The sequence below is a fragment of the uncultured Mailhella sp. genome (assembly GCF_947631555.1).
Classification (GTDB): Bacteria; Desulfobacterota; Desulfovibrionia; order Desulfovibrionales; family Desulfovibrionaceae; genus Mailhella.
On record NZ_CANRLT010000013.1, the window covers coordinates 1 to 17,433 of the forward strand.

9 protein-coding genes are annotated in these 17,433 nt (G+C 50.4%); 3 read left to right on the forward strand and 6 right to left on the reverse strand.

What is annotated here, in order from left to right; all coding sequences use genetic code 11:
- The 3 genes from Q0Z94_RS03110 to Q0Z94_RS03120 form a co-directional block, all read left to right on the forward strand.
- On the forward strand, positions 1-1,289 hold a 1,289-nt coding region (locus Q0Z94_RS03110), incomplete at its 5' end, for an ATP-binding protein (protein ID WP_298067561.1).
- Between the two features lie 253 nt (positions 1,290-1,542).
- Positions 1,543-2,043: a hypothetical protein gene (locus Q0Z94_RS03115; RefSeq protein WP_298067562.1), complete on the forward strand. Its 501-nt coding sequence runs from the start codon at positions 1,543-1,545 to the stop codon at positions 2,041-2,043.
- 45 nt (positions 2,044-2,088) lie between these two features.
- Complete coding sequence (locus Q0Z94_RS03120) at positions 2,089-2,358, forward strand: hypothetical protein (protein ID WP_298067563.1); 270 nt, start codon at positions 2,089-2,091, stop codon at positions 2,356-2,358.
- Between the two features lie 478 nt (positions 2,359-2,836).
- On the opposite strand, the gene Q0Z94_RS03125 is transcribed toward Q0Z94_RS03120, so the two are convergent.
- The 6 genes from Q0Z94_RS03125 to Q0Z94_RS03150 all read right to left on the reverse strand — a co-directional run bounded on the left by Q0Z94_RS03125 (position 2,837) and on the right by Q0Z94_RS03150 (position 17,432).
- On the reverse strand, positions 2,837-6,037 hold the full coding sequence (locus Q0Z94_RS03125) for a hypothetical protein (protein ID WP_298067564.1): 3,201 nt from the start codon (positions 6,035-6,037) through the stop codon (positions 2,837-2,839).
- Between the two features lie 98 nt (positions 6,038-6,135).
- Entirely contained in the window at positions 6,136-7,095 is a 960-nt protein-coding gene (locus Q0Z94_RS03130; RefSeq protein WP_298067565.1) for a hypothetical protein, read from the reverse strand.
- Between the two features lie 132 nt (positions 7,096-7,227).
- On the reverse strand, positions 7,228-8,067 hold the full coding sequence (locus Q0Z94_RS03135; protein WP_298067566.1) for a DUF4007 family protein: 840 nt from the start codon (positions 8,065-8,067) through the stop codon (positions 7,228-7,230).
- On the reverse strand, positions 8,057-13,516 hold the full coding sequence (locus Q0Z94_RS03140; RefSeq protein ID WP_298067567.1) for a DUF87 domain-containing protein: 5,460 nt from the start codon (positions 13,514-13,516) through the stop codon (positions 8,057-8,059). Before Q0Z94_RS03140 ends, Q0Z94_RS03135 begins: the two co-directional genes overlap by 11 nt.
- Positions 13,517-15,175 carry a hypothetical protein gene (locus Q0Z94_RS03145; RefSeq protein WP_298067568.1) on the reverse strand — a complete coding sequence of 553 codons (1,659 nt, stop codon included), beginning with the start codon at positions 15,173-15,175 and terminating at the stop codon, positions 13,517-13,519.
- The gene (locus tag Q0Z94_RS03150; protein WP_298067569.1) at positions 15,162-17,432 is read right to left on the reverse strand and encodes a hypothetical protein; all 2,271 of its coding nucleotides are present in this window, start codon (positions 17,430-17,432) and stop codon (positions 15,162-15,164) included. Before Q0Z94_RS03150 ends, Q0Z94_RS03145 begins: the two co-directional genes overlap by 14 nt.
- Position 17,433 lies beyond the last annotated feature (1 nt).

Genomic DNA, 17,433 nt, shown 5'->3' on the forward strand with positions numbered 1-17,433 from the left:
CCCAGGAAGTACATGCTGCGAACCAGCTGATCGGCAACGCCGCCAGTCAGCATGTCCGCAGCCCGCTTTTGGTGCAGACGCAGAACATTCTTCTGGAAAATGGAAATGTGGTTATCGCTCTGACCGTTCCTGCGGGAATGGACAAACCCTATTTTGACAGAAAAGGCGTCATCTGGCTGAAAGCCGGTGCGGACAAGCGACGTATCAATTCAAAGGAAGAACTGCGCCGCTTTTTTCAATATACCAGCCAATTCCATGCCGATGAATTGCCCACAAAGGCGGGTATTGACAAACTGGACAAGCTGCTGTTCCGGGATTTTTTGAAAAAGCGCTATGACAGTGATTTTCCGGACACCCATGCTGAGCAGCTGCGCCTGTTGCAAAATCTGAATCTCGCCGCCGGCGATGGAACTCTCAACCTGGCCGGAGTGCTGCTTTTTGCCGAACAGCCGGAGCTGATTTTTCCACAGTTCGTGGCAAAAGGCGTCCGTTTTCCGGGAATTGCCGTCCATGCCGACCGCTATGACGACACCGAGGATTTTGAAGGCCCGCTGAGCAGACTTTTCAAGGATGCTCTGGCTTTTGTCATGCGAAATCTGTACAAGGTGCAGGCCGATAATGGCGTCAATGCTCCAGGCACGCCGGAAATACCGGAACGGGTTTTTGAGGAGCTGCTGGTCAATGCCCTCGTGCACAGAGATTATCTTGTCAGCGCGCCCATTCGCATTTTCATCTTTGATGACCGGGTGGAAATCGTCAGCCCCGGTACGTTGCCGAACAACCTGACCATCGCCAACATCAAAAACGGCAATTCCAATATCCGCAATCCTATCCTGGTTTCATATGCGGCCAAGGGACTTTTGCCCTACCACGGCATCGGTTCCGGTATCCAGCGCGCCCTTGAAGCATGGCCGGATATTGATTTTGAAGATGATCGGGAAGGCACACTGTTCAAAGCCATCGTGCGCAGGAGGCACCAATCCTCGGAAAGCACCGAAGTGTTTGCACCAGAAACTGCACCAGAAACCCAAGATTTGCACCAGAAACCAAGCTCTTCTGGTGCAAATGCACAAGCGTTTGCACCAGAAATTGCACCGGAAATTGCACCGGAACTTTTGGAGCTCCTTAAGCGCCTCGCCGCCAATCCGCGCATAACCATTGCCGAACTCGCCGATGTCCTGAAGGTGAGCCGGCGCACGGTTCTTACCAGAATAAACACGCTCAAGACAAAGGGCCTCTTGCGCCGCATCGGCCCCAATAAGGGCGGACAATGGGAGCTTATCCCATAAAAGGTGTTCCCAACGGTTCGATTATCAAATTTCTGCTGATTGCGCTCTGGGATGCGGCCTTGCCTTTCTTGCGGCATGGCTGACGGCCATGTCTGCCGTTATTAAACTTACGCAAGGCGTTTCACTTACAGGATTGACGCTGATACTGCTCTGGTGCGCTGTGGCAGGGGGAGCCGCTGTTTGGAGTCTTTGCGCGTTTTGTGCGCTCTCTGTGGGGGCATGGCGCAAACACCATGTGGATCACGCAGTCCGTTTGAGTGAAGCCATGCTCATGCTGCATGCTTCCACGAACCACGAACATCTGGAAGCGCTTCGCCATTATCGTATCCGGGTGTTCAAAAGTCATAAAGCAATCCCGGAGGGAGGAAAACTCGGCGTGGATTGCCGTGAAATCTCAAACTTTCTTTCTCCCATGCTTTTTGGCTTCAATAAATTTTTCGCTCTCGGTTCGCCCGAATATTGCTGTGACGCTGCACAACTTTCCACAATAGTGGAAGAAAATCAGATGCGCTGGGGCGGTGGAAGTACTGCCACCCCAAGCGGTAATGCCGCAAAATTCAATAGGGAAATTGAGGGATTGAAGAAGAAATACAAGGAGATGACGGCCAACTATACCAGCGCGAACGACAGGAAGCTGAGGCCAGCCGGCAGTCCGAGCGTGAACAGCACATCCAGCAAGAGCCGGAAGCCTCGCCGCAGCGCCGTCGTTCAAGGATGCGCTGACCGACCGCCGGGAATCTCGACTCAGATGTGAGTCATAGCCCACTATAGTTTTCTGGCGAAAACCCCGTAGGCAAGCGTGCCGCTTGACCGCCAAAGGCAGAAAACAAACAGGGAAGACACCCCGCCAATCACAGGAGAAAATAGCACGAGCATCACACCCAGCCAACTGAAGGAAATCAGACAGGCGTTCGCCCGAATCAAGCCCGCCACAGTCACACTGGACGGAAACCGCGCCATGACCGTGAAGCAGGCCATTTTCACCCTCGCCCCGACACTGGAACGGATGAAGAAGCGCGGTTTTGATACTCAGGAGATCGTCGAAAAACTGCACGAAAAAGGGAATTGAGGTGAACCCCAAACCCTGACTAAATATCTGACCGAGGCCAGACGGCAGAGGGATGGCCAAAAGGCACGGAAGCAAGACACACCCCCGCCGCCTCCGAGACACGAACACCGCGGCAGCTTCATTACCCACGATAGACCGGATAATGAACTGTGAACAGACAATTCATTGAGAGGAGGAATCATCATGGCAAAAATTTATGGCTACATTCGTGTATCCAGCGTGGATCAGAACGAAAGCCGTCAGTGGATCGCCCTTAAACTGGCCTTTTTCAATCTTACCACCAAGTTGGACATATTTTTAAAGCCTGCCATATCATATTCTCCAAAGAGTTGTTTCACTGATACTAGTCCGCTCAAGACGATGACAATCTTCTCAAGTCTAAATTAATACACATTAATCAGAATAGTGCATATGCTACAATACTGTGCCTCTCAGCAAAATTTTATGTGGAACAGAATATTTTTGGATAAGGGCATCTTTAAATGTTCATAAGGTGACGCAGACGCTCAAAGAGGCTTATCTGCCGTTCTCTAGGCAACCTACTAAACTCTTGCAGCAACCAGGCTTCTTTTTGCTGGACAAGATGTGCGTGAAGCTGACTGCGCAACTGAGACAGAACGGCACGATCCTGTTCTGCCAGATAAGCAGGTTCCTCCTGCAGCTGTGCATAGAGTACCGCAGACTGTTCCGTTGACAGCTCAGAAGTGCGTTCACATTTATTGCGGGCCTCTGCCAGCCAGAGAGTACTGCGCTCCTTGCGCGTCTTCTCAAGGTCTGCCACGACCAGGTCATACAAGGCAGCCGCTTCAAGTCCCAGTTCCTTTTCCTCTATCTGAGCAGCAAGCTCGGCTTTAAAGTCCTCAAGACGTCTTCTTAGCATGGCGTCATCTAGCGAGTTGTCGTTACGCAAGTCCCTCCAGACAGAGAGCAGCCAATCCAGCACATACTTCAGATCAGCGACATCGCGGGCATCCTGACGGCTGCAAATCTGCTCCAGTCGTGCAAGTTCCATCTGATGATTCTGGATATTCTCCATGTCCTCAAAGGAAGGATTGAGTAATTCACTCGCATGCCGTTCCAGTTTCTTGAGATGCTGTTCAACGGCCTTTTGATGCTCACTTAATTGTCCACGCAACTCTGGCAGACCTTCAATTGCCTTATTACGCGCAATAACAGCCAGGTTCTTTGCGTGTTCCTTCGCCATATCGCGTGTTTGACGCAAGCTGTCGATGGATTGATTGTTAAATGCCGTTTTACTTTCTTGCAGCCATGCTTCAATATTATGCATCGTTGTCCGATATTTTCCAATAATTTCTATATTTTTACAGGCTTTTTGCGTATATTCCCGTAGTTTGTCAGCTTCGCTTTCAAGATGAATCACGAGAAGTTTTTCCCTGTACTTTTTCATCTGCTCCTTGAAAGTAGCAATGGCATCTAGCGTTGCGGCCCTGGGAGTGAGTGTTTCAAGCCACTCAGGGAATACCGCTGCAAATTTTTGACGCATCTGCCCAAAACGCTGCTCAAATTTGGGGCCATATTCCTGTGGCCAGCATTCGGGCGAGGATTCAATTATGGAAAGTAATTTCCCAAAGTTTGCCGTGCTGTAAAGATACAGTTCTACTTTTTTCTTTTTTTCAGCTTCTTCATACTGTCCTTCCGCTTTATCTTCCAGTTTTGAAAAATCGTGTACGGCTTGGCAGGCTTGTTTACTTTTCTGCTCAAGCGCATCGTATTGTTCCTGATCTCCAACCTTTGTGATAGGACACTCTTTTTTCAGCTCCATTGCACGAGACGGAAAGTTACACAATTCCTCATAAGATATACAAGATCTCCAATCATCAAGAAATTCTGACCATTTATCTTCGCCGCCTTCAGCGAGGAAGAGCCTGGCAACTCCAAAAATTTGCGGAGTAATTTTTTTTCTGCTCTCCGGCAAAACGTTTTCTGTCCAGTCCCGGACAGAAAGCATATTTTCACCATTATTGACATGCAGAGTAGCATGACGAGCCGCCAGATAAACGCCAACCAGCAATAAGGCGGATATGTCATTCATGCCGAATGGCGGCCGCATCAACATGGCGTACATCTCGGAGACCGCTAGGCCTCCGCGGCAAGTATTGTCCCAACGACGGAAAATTCGCTGCAAGGGGGCCGGGTATTTTTGTACCGTGCCGGATTTAGAAAAGATATTCCAATCCTTTCTGAACAATGTAATGGCCCTATTCTTTTCCGCAGAATTCATGGCTTGTATGTCTTCAAATGTCAGCCTGTTGTAGAACAGCCTGCGCGCAAAGGAGTAGGCCGTTGTAGGGCCGTTACCATGGGCCGTGGCAAAACCGTCCATGGAGAACGGCAGAGCTTCCTTATAGACGGATTCAAACAAGGCTAGGCCGACAGATGACAATCGCTGCGGTAAGTTCCCCTGTAGCGGAGTAATCCAATGGCGCTGCTTGATGAGCTGATGCACGATTTTTTCCGCATGTTTACGGAGAGATTCTTCGTGAGATGATACAAGATTGGCAAATTTTTCTCTTTCTGTTTTGCTCAAATTTTGCAAGATGTCATACTCAGCCAAAATAGTTCCAAGCTGATTATCCTCATCATGCAAAAGAACAATAAAGACGGTAACATTTTGTAAATTTTTCTGCTGAATTGCCATCTTCAGATCTTTGCGTATCTGATTCATGGCATCTTCAAGTACAATTTCATGCCCAGCGTAACAGAAAAGAATAGTACCCTTGGCTTCATCATGCGCTGTTTTCTGTGACCAAGTGGCAAGAATATCGCTGATCACAGGGCTTATAAAATCCATATTCGTTTTTCGGGGAGATAAACGCCACTCCCGCGTTTTTATAGAATGCTGTTCGCCAAAATCTGTTTCAATATCCTTTGCCAGCATATCGGTAAGTTTGTCTATCCCGCTAGCAAAAAGTCTGGCCTGTCTACGATCGTCATACTCATTCAGCCTGCGTTGACGCAAAAAGCTGATGAATTGCGTTTTAGGGACAGCATCTCCAAGAATATCAAAGTAGCATAGTGATTCGTCCCATTCAATAAGATTGAGTTCAAACTGTAAGTCATGAAGTTCTTTCTGAACAACATCAGGAACAAGACCACAAAGCAAGCCAAGCCCCTGGATAGCATCATCCCGGCTTTCTGCCTTCATCATCAGTTTGGAGGCAATGACAATAGCCTGAAGAATCGCAATGGATGTCTCATTGAGACGCTCCCGGTGGCGGTTCAGAACAGATTCGAGAGCGCTGGCAATAGCGCCCTGATTGCCGCTTTTTTCAGAACTGATCAATTCTTCGCGCAAACTAGATGTCAACAACGAGATAGCGGGAATACCGATGCGCGGCAGAGTATCTACCGGTTTGCTAGCGAGGCTGGCGAACAGCTCCTTAAGCAGGGAAAGCGCGGAACGCCCCTGCAAAAAGCGACTTTCGGCCGCCAAAGAATAAATAAACCAGAGCGCAAAGGGCGAAAGAGGCCAGCACCCCAAGCAAATGACGCGGGCAAACAACTCCTGATCTTGCCATGAGGCAACGTTTTGGCTTGCCGGAAAAAAATGGCGTAAATAGTGCGCCGACTTTATAAGCGCTTCTATTTTATTTGAAAGATATTGATCGATAAATTTGTGATCTGTCTTTTCAATGAGATTAGCGATGAGCGTTTCCAAATTTGTGGAAAGGTAAACTTTTTCCGCATTCTCATAGCGTGTAATGTAACGCTGCGCCTCGTTGCGATATTCCGCATTAAGCCGTTGCAGATAGGCTTTCAGCTCAAACTGAATAAAGCCGACAAAGCATACAAATTTACTGCCCCCTGTACAGCTTCAAACAATTCCTGCAGGGCATTTGTTCCAGCAAAGTACGGTTTTCCGATAGCAAATTCCAAATACTTGCCGAACTCGTCAAACAGAATAACAATATTTTTATAAGGCTTGCCGTCACCGCAATACGTTTCTGCCAAAATCTGAAAAAGTTCCGGCAACGAGCCATTTTGACTGGCATCGAGAAGGAAGCCGTCTCTCTCCAGACACTGCGCAACAGCCTTATAGGTGGCTTCGTCCTGTTCTTCCCGCAAGGCCGCAACAAGATGTTCAAGGGTCGCTTTACCCGCTTCCTGACAAATGTCATTGATAACCTGCGGATTGAGCTTTTCAACCAGACTGGCGGCTCTGGCAAAGAGCGGCCGCACATTTTCAACTGGAGTAGTGTCCAGACCATCCGTGCGCAGGGCATCGATGACACGCCGCACAATCTCCGGCAGCAAGGAAAATTCGCTCATGCCGTTAAGAGCAATGACGAGTGAGGACTTGCTCTGTTCATTGAGCAGAATACGGCATTCCTGCCCTAGTTCGGCATCTGCGGCAGCAATACCTTCAAGAACAGCCCGTCCGGCGGCGGATTCCGGGGCGTGCAGAAGTTCCGCCAAAGCCAGCGCCAGATGAGATTTGCCCGTTCCATAACCAGCTACGGCCATTTTGAAAGGTTGCTCTCCCTTGCCGCAAGCCTGACTGACAATGCTGCAGGCAAAGGTAGCCGTATCGGTCAATCTGTGTTCATGATAGCCTTCCTGCTGCCGGACGGCGTGATAACGTGGCCCATGAAAAACAAAGGTTCTCGCAGCTTCTCGAGCCTTATCACGATCCCGGTAAAACCAGGAAATGTCCACAGCACCCTGAAAAAGTTTGTCATCACGAAATCGAATAATGTCACCAAGGCAAGTACTCATGAAAAGCCCTCACACAGGACGTATCAGAGATATGTGCGTATTGTTTTTTCAAATAAAAAACAGGGTACGCTATTCTTCCTGAACAAAATTTGGCCGCAACAGATGCCATCATGACCGTAAAAAGCCGCTACACTAAAGCATATCATCAAAAATGGTGCGCCATGCCTCATCAGGAGAACGGCGCAGGTCAACAAGCCAGGGCTGCATATGCCTGTCTACGGTCAGCACGCCCAGATGTTCGGCTTCCGCAAGCATATCCGCAGCGGTAGAAGGATGCCAGCCGGTTGCCCTTTTCCAGCCGCAGGCGCGTTCCCAGTTGGTAACCGAAATATTACGCGCCCCGGGGAAAAAGTCTGCCAGCAACTGGGCCAGCCATGCGGCATAGCCACGTCGGCTTTCCATAGCAAGAGGAGCGGCAGCACGATGAATTTGCTCATCGTTTTCCGTCAGTACCCCGGCCCCCTTGAAGGCGGCCTCATCGGTATATGCGCCAATGACAGGCCCAATGGGATTGCGCCCTTCCGCAGCATAAACGGTGCGCAGATGGTGTTCAAGCGTCTGACGGCTGAAATCCATGCCCAACGTTTCCATGCCTTCCACAAAGACCTGATACCAGAGATCCGCGCCGGTACGAGGGTGGCAGAGCTGAAGATGCGCCAACCATTGCGTCACAGGACTAGAGAGGAACGGATCTTCAACCAGAACAACCCGCCCGAAAGGCGTCAGCGAAAAAGTATAGACTGCATTTGTTTTTTGCGGACGCAACAGCCCCATCCCCGTGCAATAATCAATGGTCGGCTGCATTTTACCAGAGCTTGAACCGGTGGGAATACCCGTATGCTTGCTGATTTCCTCAAGCGAACCACTTTTTCCGGCGGCGGCATACCGCAACAGCGCAGAAAGGTAGCTGCGTTCAGGCTTGAATGTTCGATGGAAGTTACGTGCAAGGCGCGTATGCTGTTCAGTTGCCAAAGCCGCGTTCCTCCATGCTGGCGATTTTGACGAAACGCACGGGCCGTTCCTGTGACGATACAGGGCCAACCAGGTAGCATTCTCCGCGCTTCAGTCGTGCGAGTTGTTCTTTCCACTCCGAAGCGGAAAAAGAAGAATCCACATCATGCAGTTGTTTGCCACACTCTGCCATTTCATTATCTGCCGGGCGAAAATACAGTTTGCAGGCGGCCTGATTCAAGGTACTCAGCGACTGCTTGATACCAGAGAACGACTGCGTTGCCGCAATTAATCCCATGCCGAATTTGCGCCCTTCACGCAAGATTTTATCAACGGGCGAGCCGCTTTGCAGACTAAGGTTCTGTATCTCATCCAAAACAACAATACTTGGATGCTCAGGACTACCGCTACGCTGGGCATGAAAGAAAAGATCCCAGAGAACAAACTCGATGATTCCCGCCGCAAAAACTCCTGGGATAGAAGCAAGTTGAAAAACATGATTGCAGGCAGGCAACATATTGTAGAGCTTTTCCCAGCCTACATCATCACGAGGTTCTGTAAACGGATTTGTTCTGAGGAAACTTCGAATATGACTTTGCAGAGTCTCCAACGAAGTTTTATTATGATGCTCATCGACATGATAAGATTTCAGTATATCTTCCACGTGCTGAAACGTTGTTTCCGGATACATTTCCAGGCTTTCAATAATAGCATCCTGCAGGATGTTAACCTGCTGTGTTCCGAGATTGAAAATCTTTCTGAAAATATCCGTAATTCTGCCAGCAACAAGATATGGTGGTTCGTCCGCATGAATTTGCGGTATCTTCTGCCTGGTCAAAGGATTGATGGGGAGAGGCTTTGCCACAACAACATGTTGTTCACTTTCTGGAAAATACGGTTTGACTGGAGGCAAAATTTCTGTAGGCGTAAAGCTCTGGCTGTAATCCAGCACCATGGTATTGAGCTGCTTTCGGGCCAGTTCTGCCAACAGGCATTGGATAGCATAGGTCTTGCCATTGCCGGAGCTGCCAAAGATGATGAGGTGACGATTAACGGCATCTCTGAAACGCCAGTAAACAGGCTTCCCGCTTCTGTTAACGCCGAGCAGAATTTGCTCTGGGATACTTTTCGCCTCTGAAATGTCTGAAGGTGTCGGCGCAGGTTCGGGAGCGCCGGATTCTGATGTGGATACATAACGGGAGCTTTCATCGGGGGCTGTCGGGGACGTTTCTCCTGCCGCATTGGCACCTTCCCCCTGAAGGGCTACTGCACCGCCCGAACCATGCGCGCAGAAATTCGGATCCGTAACGCTGTCAGTTGCGCGATCTTCCTGTATTGGGTCGTCTGATAAACTGGCTGAGGCGGGTTCCAGAAATTCCGGCGAGAGATAGGTACGCATCCAGTCGGGTTGTTCCTCATCGCTTTCATCGACGCTGTCATCCGTTTCGTCCCCAAGCAGGGAAGCCACCACTTCAGAAAAATCGTCTTCTGAAGGTTCCGTGGACGGGAGAGGGTAAGCGTCAGGATAGCGATCTTCCTGTTCTGGGCACGAATCCTGCTGCCGGGCCTCTTCCCAGATTTTCGAAGATGCTTCCTGCAAGGCCAGCTGAATTTGCAAGGGATAGCCAATGACACACTGGCGAGCGGGAATACCATCAATGCTCCACCTGTCGGTCCATCGAGGTTCTGTACCGGCATCATCAGTCCAGTAGGTCAGCAGCAACGCTTCCCATTCAATGGAAAATTGCCCTTCGGTCAGCTGTTCCAGCAGAGTTGCAGGATCTTTGGAATGCAGCTCCGGTTCCACATACATGTTGCTGGTGATGACGCGGTGCAGCTGATGCCACCAGTAGCGGCGATCGGGTCGAGCGTCATCTAGTTCGTCCGCACCGAGCGGGCGAAACAGAGGCTCTAGTTGGCTCAGACCGCTGCGCAGCTGCTCATGGGCGTGCCACACATAGGCATCGTTTGAGCACGCCAGTTTGCATTCTATGAGCAGGGCATGCAAATGCAGGCGGCCATCCCGCTCTACTCCCGTAAGCCAAAGCAAATCGGGGTGGCTGGCATCACGCGAGGGAAGCCAATGATGATAAGCGTCCAGAGAAATGATGGTGTCGCAAAGCGTATCAGGCACTTGCAAAAGGCGCCGGCTCAGAGAATAGGCCAGAAAATCATGAATGTAGGTATCTTGCAGGCTGGCCGCACGAATAAGCCCCATGCCGGCCAGTTTTTCCGCGTGCAGCAAATTTTCCGCCATAGCGCGGCAGGTAGCGGTATCAGGAGCGTTGTCGCCATAGAGGCTGGCCAGTCGCTGACCAATGTGAACGCACAAATCCTGACAGCTCAACTGTTCGGACGAAACAGTATAATTGGCTTCTCCGTGGCTGCCTACGCCGGAACCGAAGGCGATAATGTCCCGAACTATTCCAGCGGGCGCGGAATCACGAATGAGCGCCTCATCCATGGCTGGATCAATACAAATAACCCATTCAGCGGCCTTGTGCAAAAGGGCCAGGCTGTCTTTCCATTCATGAAAACTGCCATGGCTGATAACCAGCGATGACGCCGAAGGAGGCCTTCGGTTCAGTGCAGCCAGCAGCTCGCTATGCAGCGATGTTGCAGGAAACTGACGCAAGCTGACAACACGCGACCGGGAGAGGTTTTGGCTCTCTCTGCGCGAGACACAATATTTTTTTTCAAGAATGGGGAATTTTAATTCTGTACTTGTAATGTCAAATTGAGCAATATCTTTAAAAATACATGATGTCATACTGACATCAAACAAATCATAAAGTAGGGCTATGTCCACATCTATTTTGCCTTGGCGCAGAAAATTTTCCATTTCCTTGCTGCTGCATACAATTTGATGCGCAACTGAGATGCGACAAAAACGATAACAGGAATTAGTCGTCAGACTGTCCTCTTCCCGTGCGGTACTCCAGCGCTCCTGCCAGTGGTTGAGCCAGATACGCAGGTCGGCCGCATCATTGCTATTGCTGAAGAAAAACAAACGCACGTCATAGAGCGTATCACGACTAGCAAGGTTGTACGTCTCGCTCTTGGTCAGACCTTGCAAAAAACTGTGCAGGCCGGCAATAACAGGCTGAATGGAAGTATTACGAAAAATGGCAAGGCTGATGCCATCTCCGGCGTGAGGGCGCAAGGTATGGTATTGCCCAAGCAAATCTTCCAGCAAGGCGGATTCATCGCTTTCTGCATACAAATCAATATCGCTCAGCTTCTCCTGAAAGCGATCACCATCGCTGTGCAATCGCGTGGAAAGCGTATCTGTTCCGGGATGTTCCAGATGGCCTATTTTGTGTATATGGCCCTCCCCACGAACTTCGCTGCTCAGAATCTGATCCCGGGTGCGCAACAGGGTACACAGGGGAGCGTGCGTGCGCGCCATGCTGAGATAGCGCTGCAACACTCTGGGAGTGAAGCCCTTCGATGTATGGCAAGCCTGGTGGTAAACATGTCGGAACCCGGCACATAAGAAGATAATCTGCGCGTGAATCTGTTCCAGCAGCGCGGGGTGCAGTACCGTAACGACAGCCGAATCTTCATAGTCAGAAAGCCACCAGTTGATGCCCTGTTCCGGGAGAGGCTGCTGCGTAAAAAGAAAGGCGCGCATAAGCGCAGGTCCAAGACGGGTCGCGCCCTTACAGACAAGATCTTTGCCTCCCCGCAGAGCACTTTCATAGGCGTTTTTGAGCTGCCGCCAGGGGCCGTTGCCGCTGCCATCTTGCGAAAAAAGGGCATGGAACAGACTGTGGCTCGCGGCATGCCGCATAAATTCGGCATAGGCTCTGGACAGATGAGACAGCCGCCATACAAGCGGATCTTCCGTTGAGGTCTGTTCCTTGTTCAATAAATTGTCGGCAAAGCTCATCTCCGTACTATCACGCAGACCATGACGCAAAATTTCGCATGTATCATTACCATCGGGGGCATTCAATAATTCCTCATAATACGGCAGATGATAAACCGGCAGAAGTGACGCACCGTCTGTAAACAGCGCAGCCGCGCGACGAATCAGTTCCGCATCCAACCGATCTCCATGCTTTTCAGGAAGAATCCATTCGTAGCTAGCCTGAAACAACTCAGGTTCATCGGGGCCTTCCGCAATTTCTACCCTGAAGCGAAAAGAAGGTGTCTTGCTGGTAGCTTTGGGTGCGTCATCCGGTAGCAAGCGGCTACAGACGCGCAAGCCGTTTTCATCCTGCAAATAGGTTTCCAGCAGCATGTCTACTCCATCCAGCAAGTGGAGTAGCTGCTCTCTGGCATGTTCGCAGAGTTCTCCGGCAAGCACCTGCCCGCCGCTTTCACCATCATTGGCAAACTTGTAACTTTCTCCGTACAGGCGCAGACAGCACGCAGAGGGGAATTCGTGCTCCACGTTTTTGCGGCACGCTTCCAGCGTTATCCACAAGGCTGTCAGCAGCGTTTCCACCAGCGAACCGTAGAGCTTACGCGGGGTTTCCCTGCTTTTTTTGACGCGCGGGGGACGGCAGTGCAACACGACATCATGTAATGTCACAAAATCACAGTCGTATAACTTTTCCCTGTCATCGCTGCTTTCCGTGTCGATATAGCACAGAACCCCTTGAAGAAATTCTCTGCCAGAGGGATATGAAGGGCAAACCTCATCGGGCCTCTCATTCAGAAGGCGCATGGCCGGAGCCCCCTGCTCCAGCTGTTCAAGGGCGGTTTCTACCGCCTTGTGGGCGGCGGTGCGATCCTTGAATTTGATGAACGAGCTGTAATCAAAAAACGGCTGGGCGGCCCTGGCATACTGCATGAATGTCTTGCCGCGACACTTACGGGCAAACCCCTGGCAGTTGGGCAGATCAAAATATCGCAGGTTGGCCAGCATTCGCTGTAACAGCTCGGAACCGCTGTACAGGCCGTTCATATCCATACTGTCCAGCCAGCCGCTGATTCGCAGTAGCCCCCCATTTGGCAGCATACGTAAAGAGTTGAGCAGGTTATCTACCTTGCTCATGGCTTTGTCGGCTGGCAAAACCAAATCCGCCGCCTCAAGGCGACTGCGAAGCCAGTCTGCAAACAGCGTATTGCCGTAGCGTGCCCATATAAAGGCTTCATCGCAGAAGGTAAAATCTTCCAACCCTGCCGTATCGGTAATCTTGTCCACGCCGCAGAGTACGACAAGCCGTTTTTCCTGTGTACCAAGAACGTTACGATAGTAGGTAAGGTTGCCGCGCTTGTCTTCCCAGCCATTGTCGCGCGCAAGCTGCACATCTTTTGCCTGCCATCGCTGCATGGTTCTGGAGGCGATTTTCAGTTCAAGCCTGGCCTGATGTTTTCTGGCAAGTTCCGTCAATTGCCGGGCGATGGCCAGCATGAAGGGCGCATCGTAACTAGGCAAAGTAACGAGGGTGCGACCCTGCCCATTGGCCCGCAGCATCGTTTCCACGGCAACGGAAATGGAGTGGCTGAACAAAAGCATCTAGGCCTCCAGACTTTCAGCGATGGGATTATGGACAAGGGAGCAGGCATCGGAAAGGTGTATCAGAAAATTTCCGTCTTCCAGCATATTGTGCAGCCAGGCATCACAACGGACAGAAAAGAGCGCCGACTGCCCGCTCAACCAGCGCTGCGCCTCTTCAAAGCCCTCTGCGTCAAAGACAAAGCCATGCCAGGCCCGCACGCGCCGCTTGAACGTATCCAGACTCAGATGTTTTTGTGCGGGCACAAGCGTTAAAACCAGCAAACGCAGAATTCGCGCTGACAAAACAAAGCGTTCGCCGCTGCCGGTACGGGGCACCATCAGCCCCAGATAATTTTTGGCAAGCGAAGCGAACAGACCCGCCGCGTATTTGCGGCTGACCACATCGCCCAGAAATTTCTTTTTTGCGGCTTCCAGATCTGTGTGAGCCCCCTTGTTTTTACCGGCGGGCTCATACGTGCAGTTGGGCAGCTGTGCCAGAATCAGCCGCTCCTGCATGGTGCGCAGGTATTTGCAGGCATGCTGCGAAACACTGCGCAAGGCAAAATTTGCCTCATCCAAAGCCGTAACGGGGATCAGGTAGCCGGGCCAAGGCAGGGGTTGCCTGGTCAGAAACGCTGTTCTGGCCAGTAATGTACGCAGAATTTGCAGGCCACAGGCGGTTTCAAGCAACGCAAGCCGCTCCATAATGTCAACATCTGCCCGCAGAATGTGCAATAATTCAACGGCAAACAGATAGCCTTCCTTCCAACTGTCGGCGGCGCACCAACCCATGGCTTGATAGCGCGGCTCCCCGTCCCGATCCGCATCCGTACTGAGGGCGGTTTCCTCTTCCAGCTCGCAAATGAGCGAGGCCAGATCGTCCAGCCCGGAATAGGAAAGCTGCATAGCGGCCAGCGCTTGTTCCAGAGCCAGACGCAGACCTTCGGGGTCAAGTTCCTCCGGACCAAGACCCAGCGCCGCATCTTTATTCCAGCGGACGATTTCGTCCTGCTTTCTGCTCAGGGCAAGGCAGAGTTGGTAGTAAAGGACGTCTCCACCATGAGACATAAACGCATACTTATTATTGCTAAAAAACGGGAGCGCCTCATCCCAAGTAGATGCAGCTTTTCCCTTTGTTTCTTCCCAAATAGTTTCTGCTGTCAAAAGATGCGGACAAAGCGGCAGGAATTGCTGTGCGCACCAGGTACGGCCTTCCCCTGTGGAACGTAAACCAAGAAACAAGTTTTCCAAATCGCGCAGAATGGCGCTCTTGTCGGCGTCGGAGTCGGTACGCAAGCGCTCACGGAGCCTTTTTTGCAGCTCATCAAAATGGTCACGGTGGGTTTTGTGGCGGGCATCTAGACGAGACGCACCTAAAAAAGCAAATAATTTCAAATTCAAACGTGCCGAAGGCGCATACTCTAAACGGAGACCGCCAGACACATTCAATACCTCACGAGAGGGAAAACATCCCTCAATGGGAGAATATGGCTGTTGCGCAAGCCGCTTGGGAGAAAACAGAATAAGCAGCAATTCGTTGAGAAATTCCGGCAAACTCTGATCTGTAAAAAGACGTTTACCGAAAAAACGGAACGCGGGATTCTCTTTCCAATCATTAACACTAACAGAAGAAAAAAGAGAGGCGGCCGGGTAGAGATGGGGTTCAGTGTGTTCCACGAATCACCTCCAGCATAGTATCGTTTAATATGTAGTCATCCTGAATCAATTTATAATCGGAACAGTAACGCAGCAGACGTATGGGCTGCGCTCCCTCATCTTCCTTCATGCAGCGGAGAATCTGGGCCTTTAAGGTATCAAGTTGTTGGGCAAAGGTAGCTCGGGGCAAATCGCCTATCGCGCCCTCATAGCGGCGCAGCACATAATCTAGAAAGGGAACCGTCAGCTCTAGCGGGGTTATGCCCTGCAGATTGCGCCGCCCTTCCAGTAGCAGGGATGGGCTGCCGTCCGGGCGGTTCTGGAGCCGCAAATCAAAATTTTCCTGCCATGAAACCGAACAAAGCACGATTTGTACGCTCTGCCGTAAAAGAGGCGTAGGACGATTCAAGGTAATATACAAACTGTGCTGCCGGGTACTGGTTGGCAGATGTATGCCGGTAAAGTGTTCCTGCAGAACATGAAACAGGCAGGTCAGCAGGTGGCGTTTGACGCCAGTCTCCAATTGGGTCTGCCCGTGTAACCCGGCATACAGGACTACACCGGGCGACCGGAGAAATTCCTGCTGCAGCCGATTCTGCAAATCCTTCCCGCTAGGACGAGCGCAAAAATAAAGAAGACGTCTGGCTTGCAGGCGGGCTTCCGCACCGGCAGATGGGTCTGCCTGCGTGCTGCCCCGCCGCAACAGGCGCTGCAAAAACGGAACGACTTGCGAAGGAAGCCCCAGCATCTTTGCATCAGTAGGCAACGCATGCCAGAGCTTCTTGTCCACACACGGTAAAGGGTATGCGCCCAACCGCTGTTCGTGTACGGCCCGAATGGCGGCCATATCTCCCACCAGGCTGTCAGGTCTGGCGTGCGGCCCACCAAAAAAGAGATTGTACACATGCTGCCTTGAGCCAATATGGGGTTCAAGAATTTCTGCCCGGCACAAGCTTTGCTCATCCAAGCCGCCTGTCAGGCAATAGGCCAGATGTTCGCTCAGCTGCCGCATGGTCAGGCGAATTCCATAGGCCTGCAAACGTTTGTAGGCGAGAAACAGACGCTGGCGGGCCGGGCTGTTCGTATCCGCGAGTAACATCCGATTAAAATGAACGGGGCAGGCACTTTGATGGCGACAGGCAGAGCATTGTGTCCATAGCTCCGGCTTCAGCATGTTGGAAAGGACGGTCTGCGCAAGAGGGAGATTATCACGCAAAGCCAGATTATAGATTTTGAACGGTCGCCCCCGAAAGGAAAAACTGTCATCCTGCTCTCTGCTCAGACTGCCAAGCAGTGAACTCTCCAGCTCCACATGCCGGGAAGCATCCTTTTCCTGCGACAGAAAAAATTCACGTAATGCGCCGGTATTGGAAACAAGCAAACTCCGCGTCTGACCATCGAGCAGATCCTTAAGCAGCTCTTCGTGCCGATGATGCTCCTGCTCACTAAGGTCTTTGATCAGCAGAGCCTTATGACCATCTATGGTAAAATGCACACGGCTGTTCCCTAGTTCCGGGAGAGGCTGCTCAAAGGGAATGCCGCATAATTTACGATAGACGGCAAAAGCCAGCGTTGTCTTGCCATCCCCGGCGTGCCCTGTAAGAATGATGCTGTGCGTGCCAGCTTTTAAATCTCTGACGAGCTCATCTTCCAGAGGATGCGGCGCGACAACTCGGGCAAAGAGAGGATTCTGTGCCTGAAATTCTGCCAGCGCATTTTCATTTCCACCATGAATACGTTGCAACGTTGTCAAATAGCTTATAAAATTAGCACATTGTTTAGATAATGGAGATGGCACTGATGAAGTTACTTCTTTACTTTTTTCCATAATACTCATACATACATGTTTTATTTTCTCAGCAAGTTTTTTACGAAAATTTTTATTCTGGAAGTTATGATGCATACCTTCAGAAAGATATGCGTATTCAATCACCTCACGGATTCTTTTAAGTGTAAAACGTGAATTTTTATTTTTTATAATGTCATTATATATTTCATCTTTATCTTTTTTTATTTTTAAAAACCAAAATTTATTATTTACAAGATAAAAGAATGGATATTCAATAGCGTTTTTAGGGAGAAAAGTTTCTCCAAAAAATCTCTCAGCTATATAGTTGAATATGTCTATTACTTCATCAATATTTATTCTATTATCTCGATTTGGATTTACATTATAAAGATGAGTTACGGAAAGAAGTAGTATATATTTATGAGGATGAATAGACTTCACCTCATTCATCATATTTTTATCAAGAATCAAATCTAATTTGCTATTCATC

Coding starts and splice junctions, on each gene's coding strand:
- Q0Z94_RS03130 (WP_298067565.1), bottom strand. CDS start 7,095: ATGAGTACTTGCCTTGGTGACATTATTCGATTTCGTGATGACAAACTT.
- Q0Z94_RS03140 (WP_298067567.1), bottom strand. CDS start 13,516: ATGCTTTTGTTCAGCCACTCCATTTCCGTTGCCGTGGAAACGATGCTG.
- Q0Z94_RS03150 (WP_298067569.1), bottom strand. CDS start 17,432: ATGAATAGCAAATTAGATTTGATTCTTGATAAAAATATGATGAATGAG.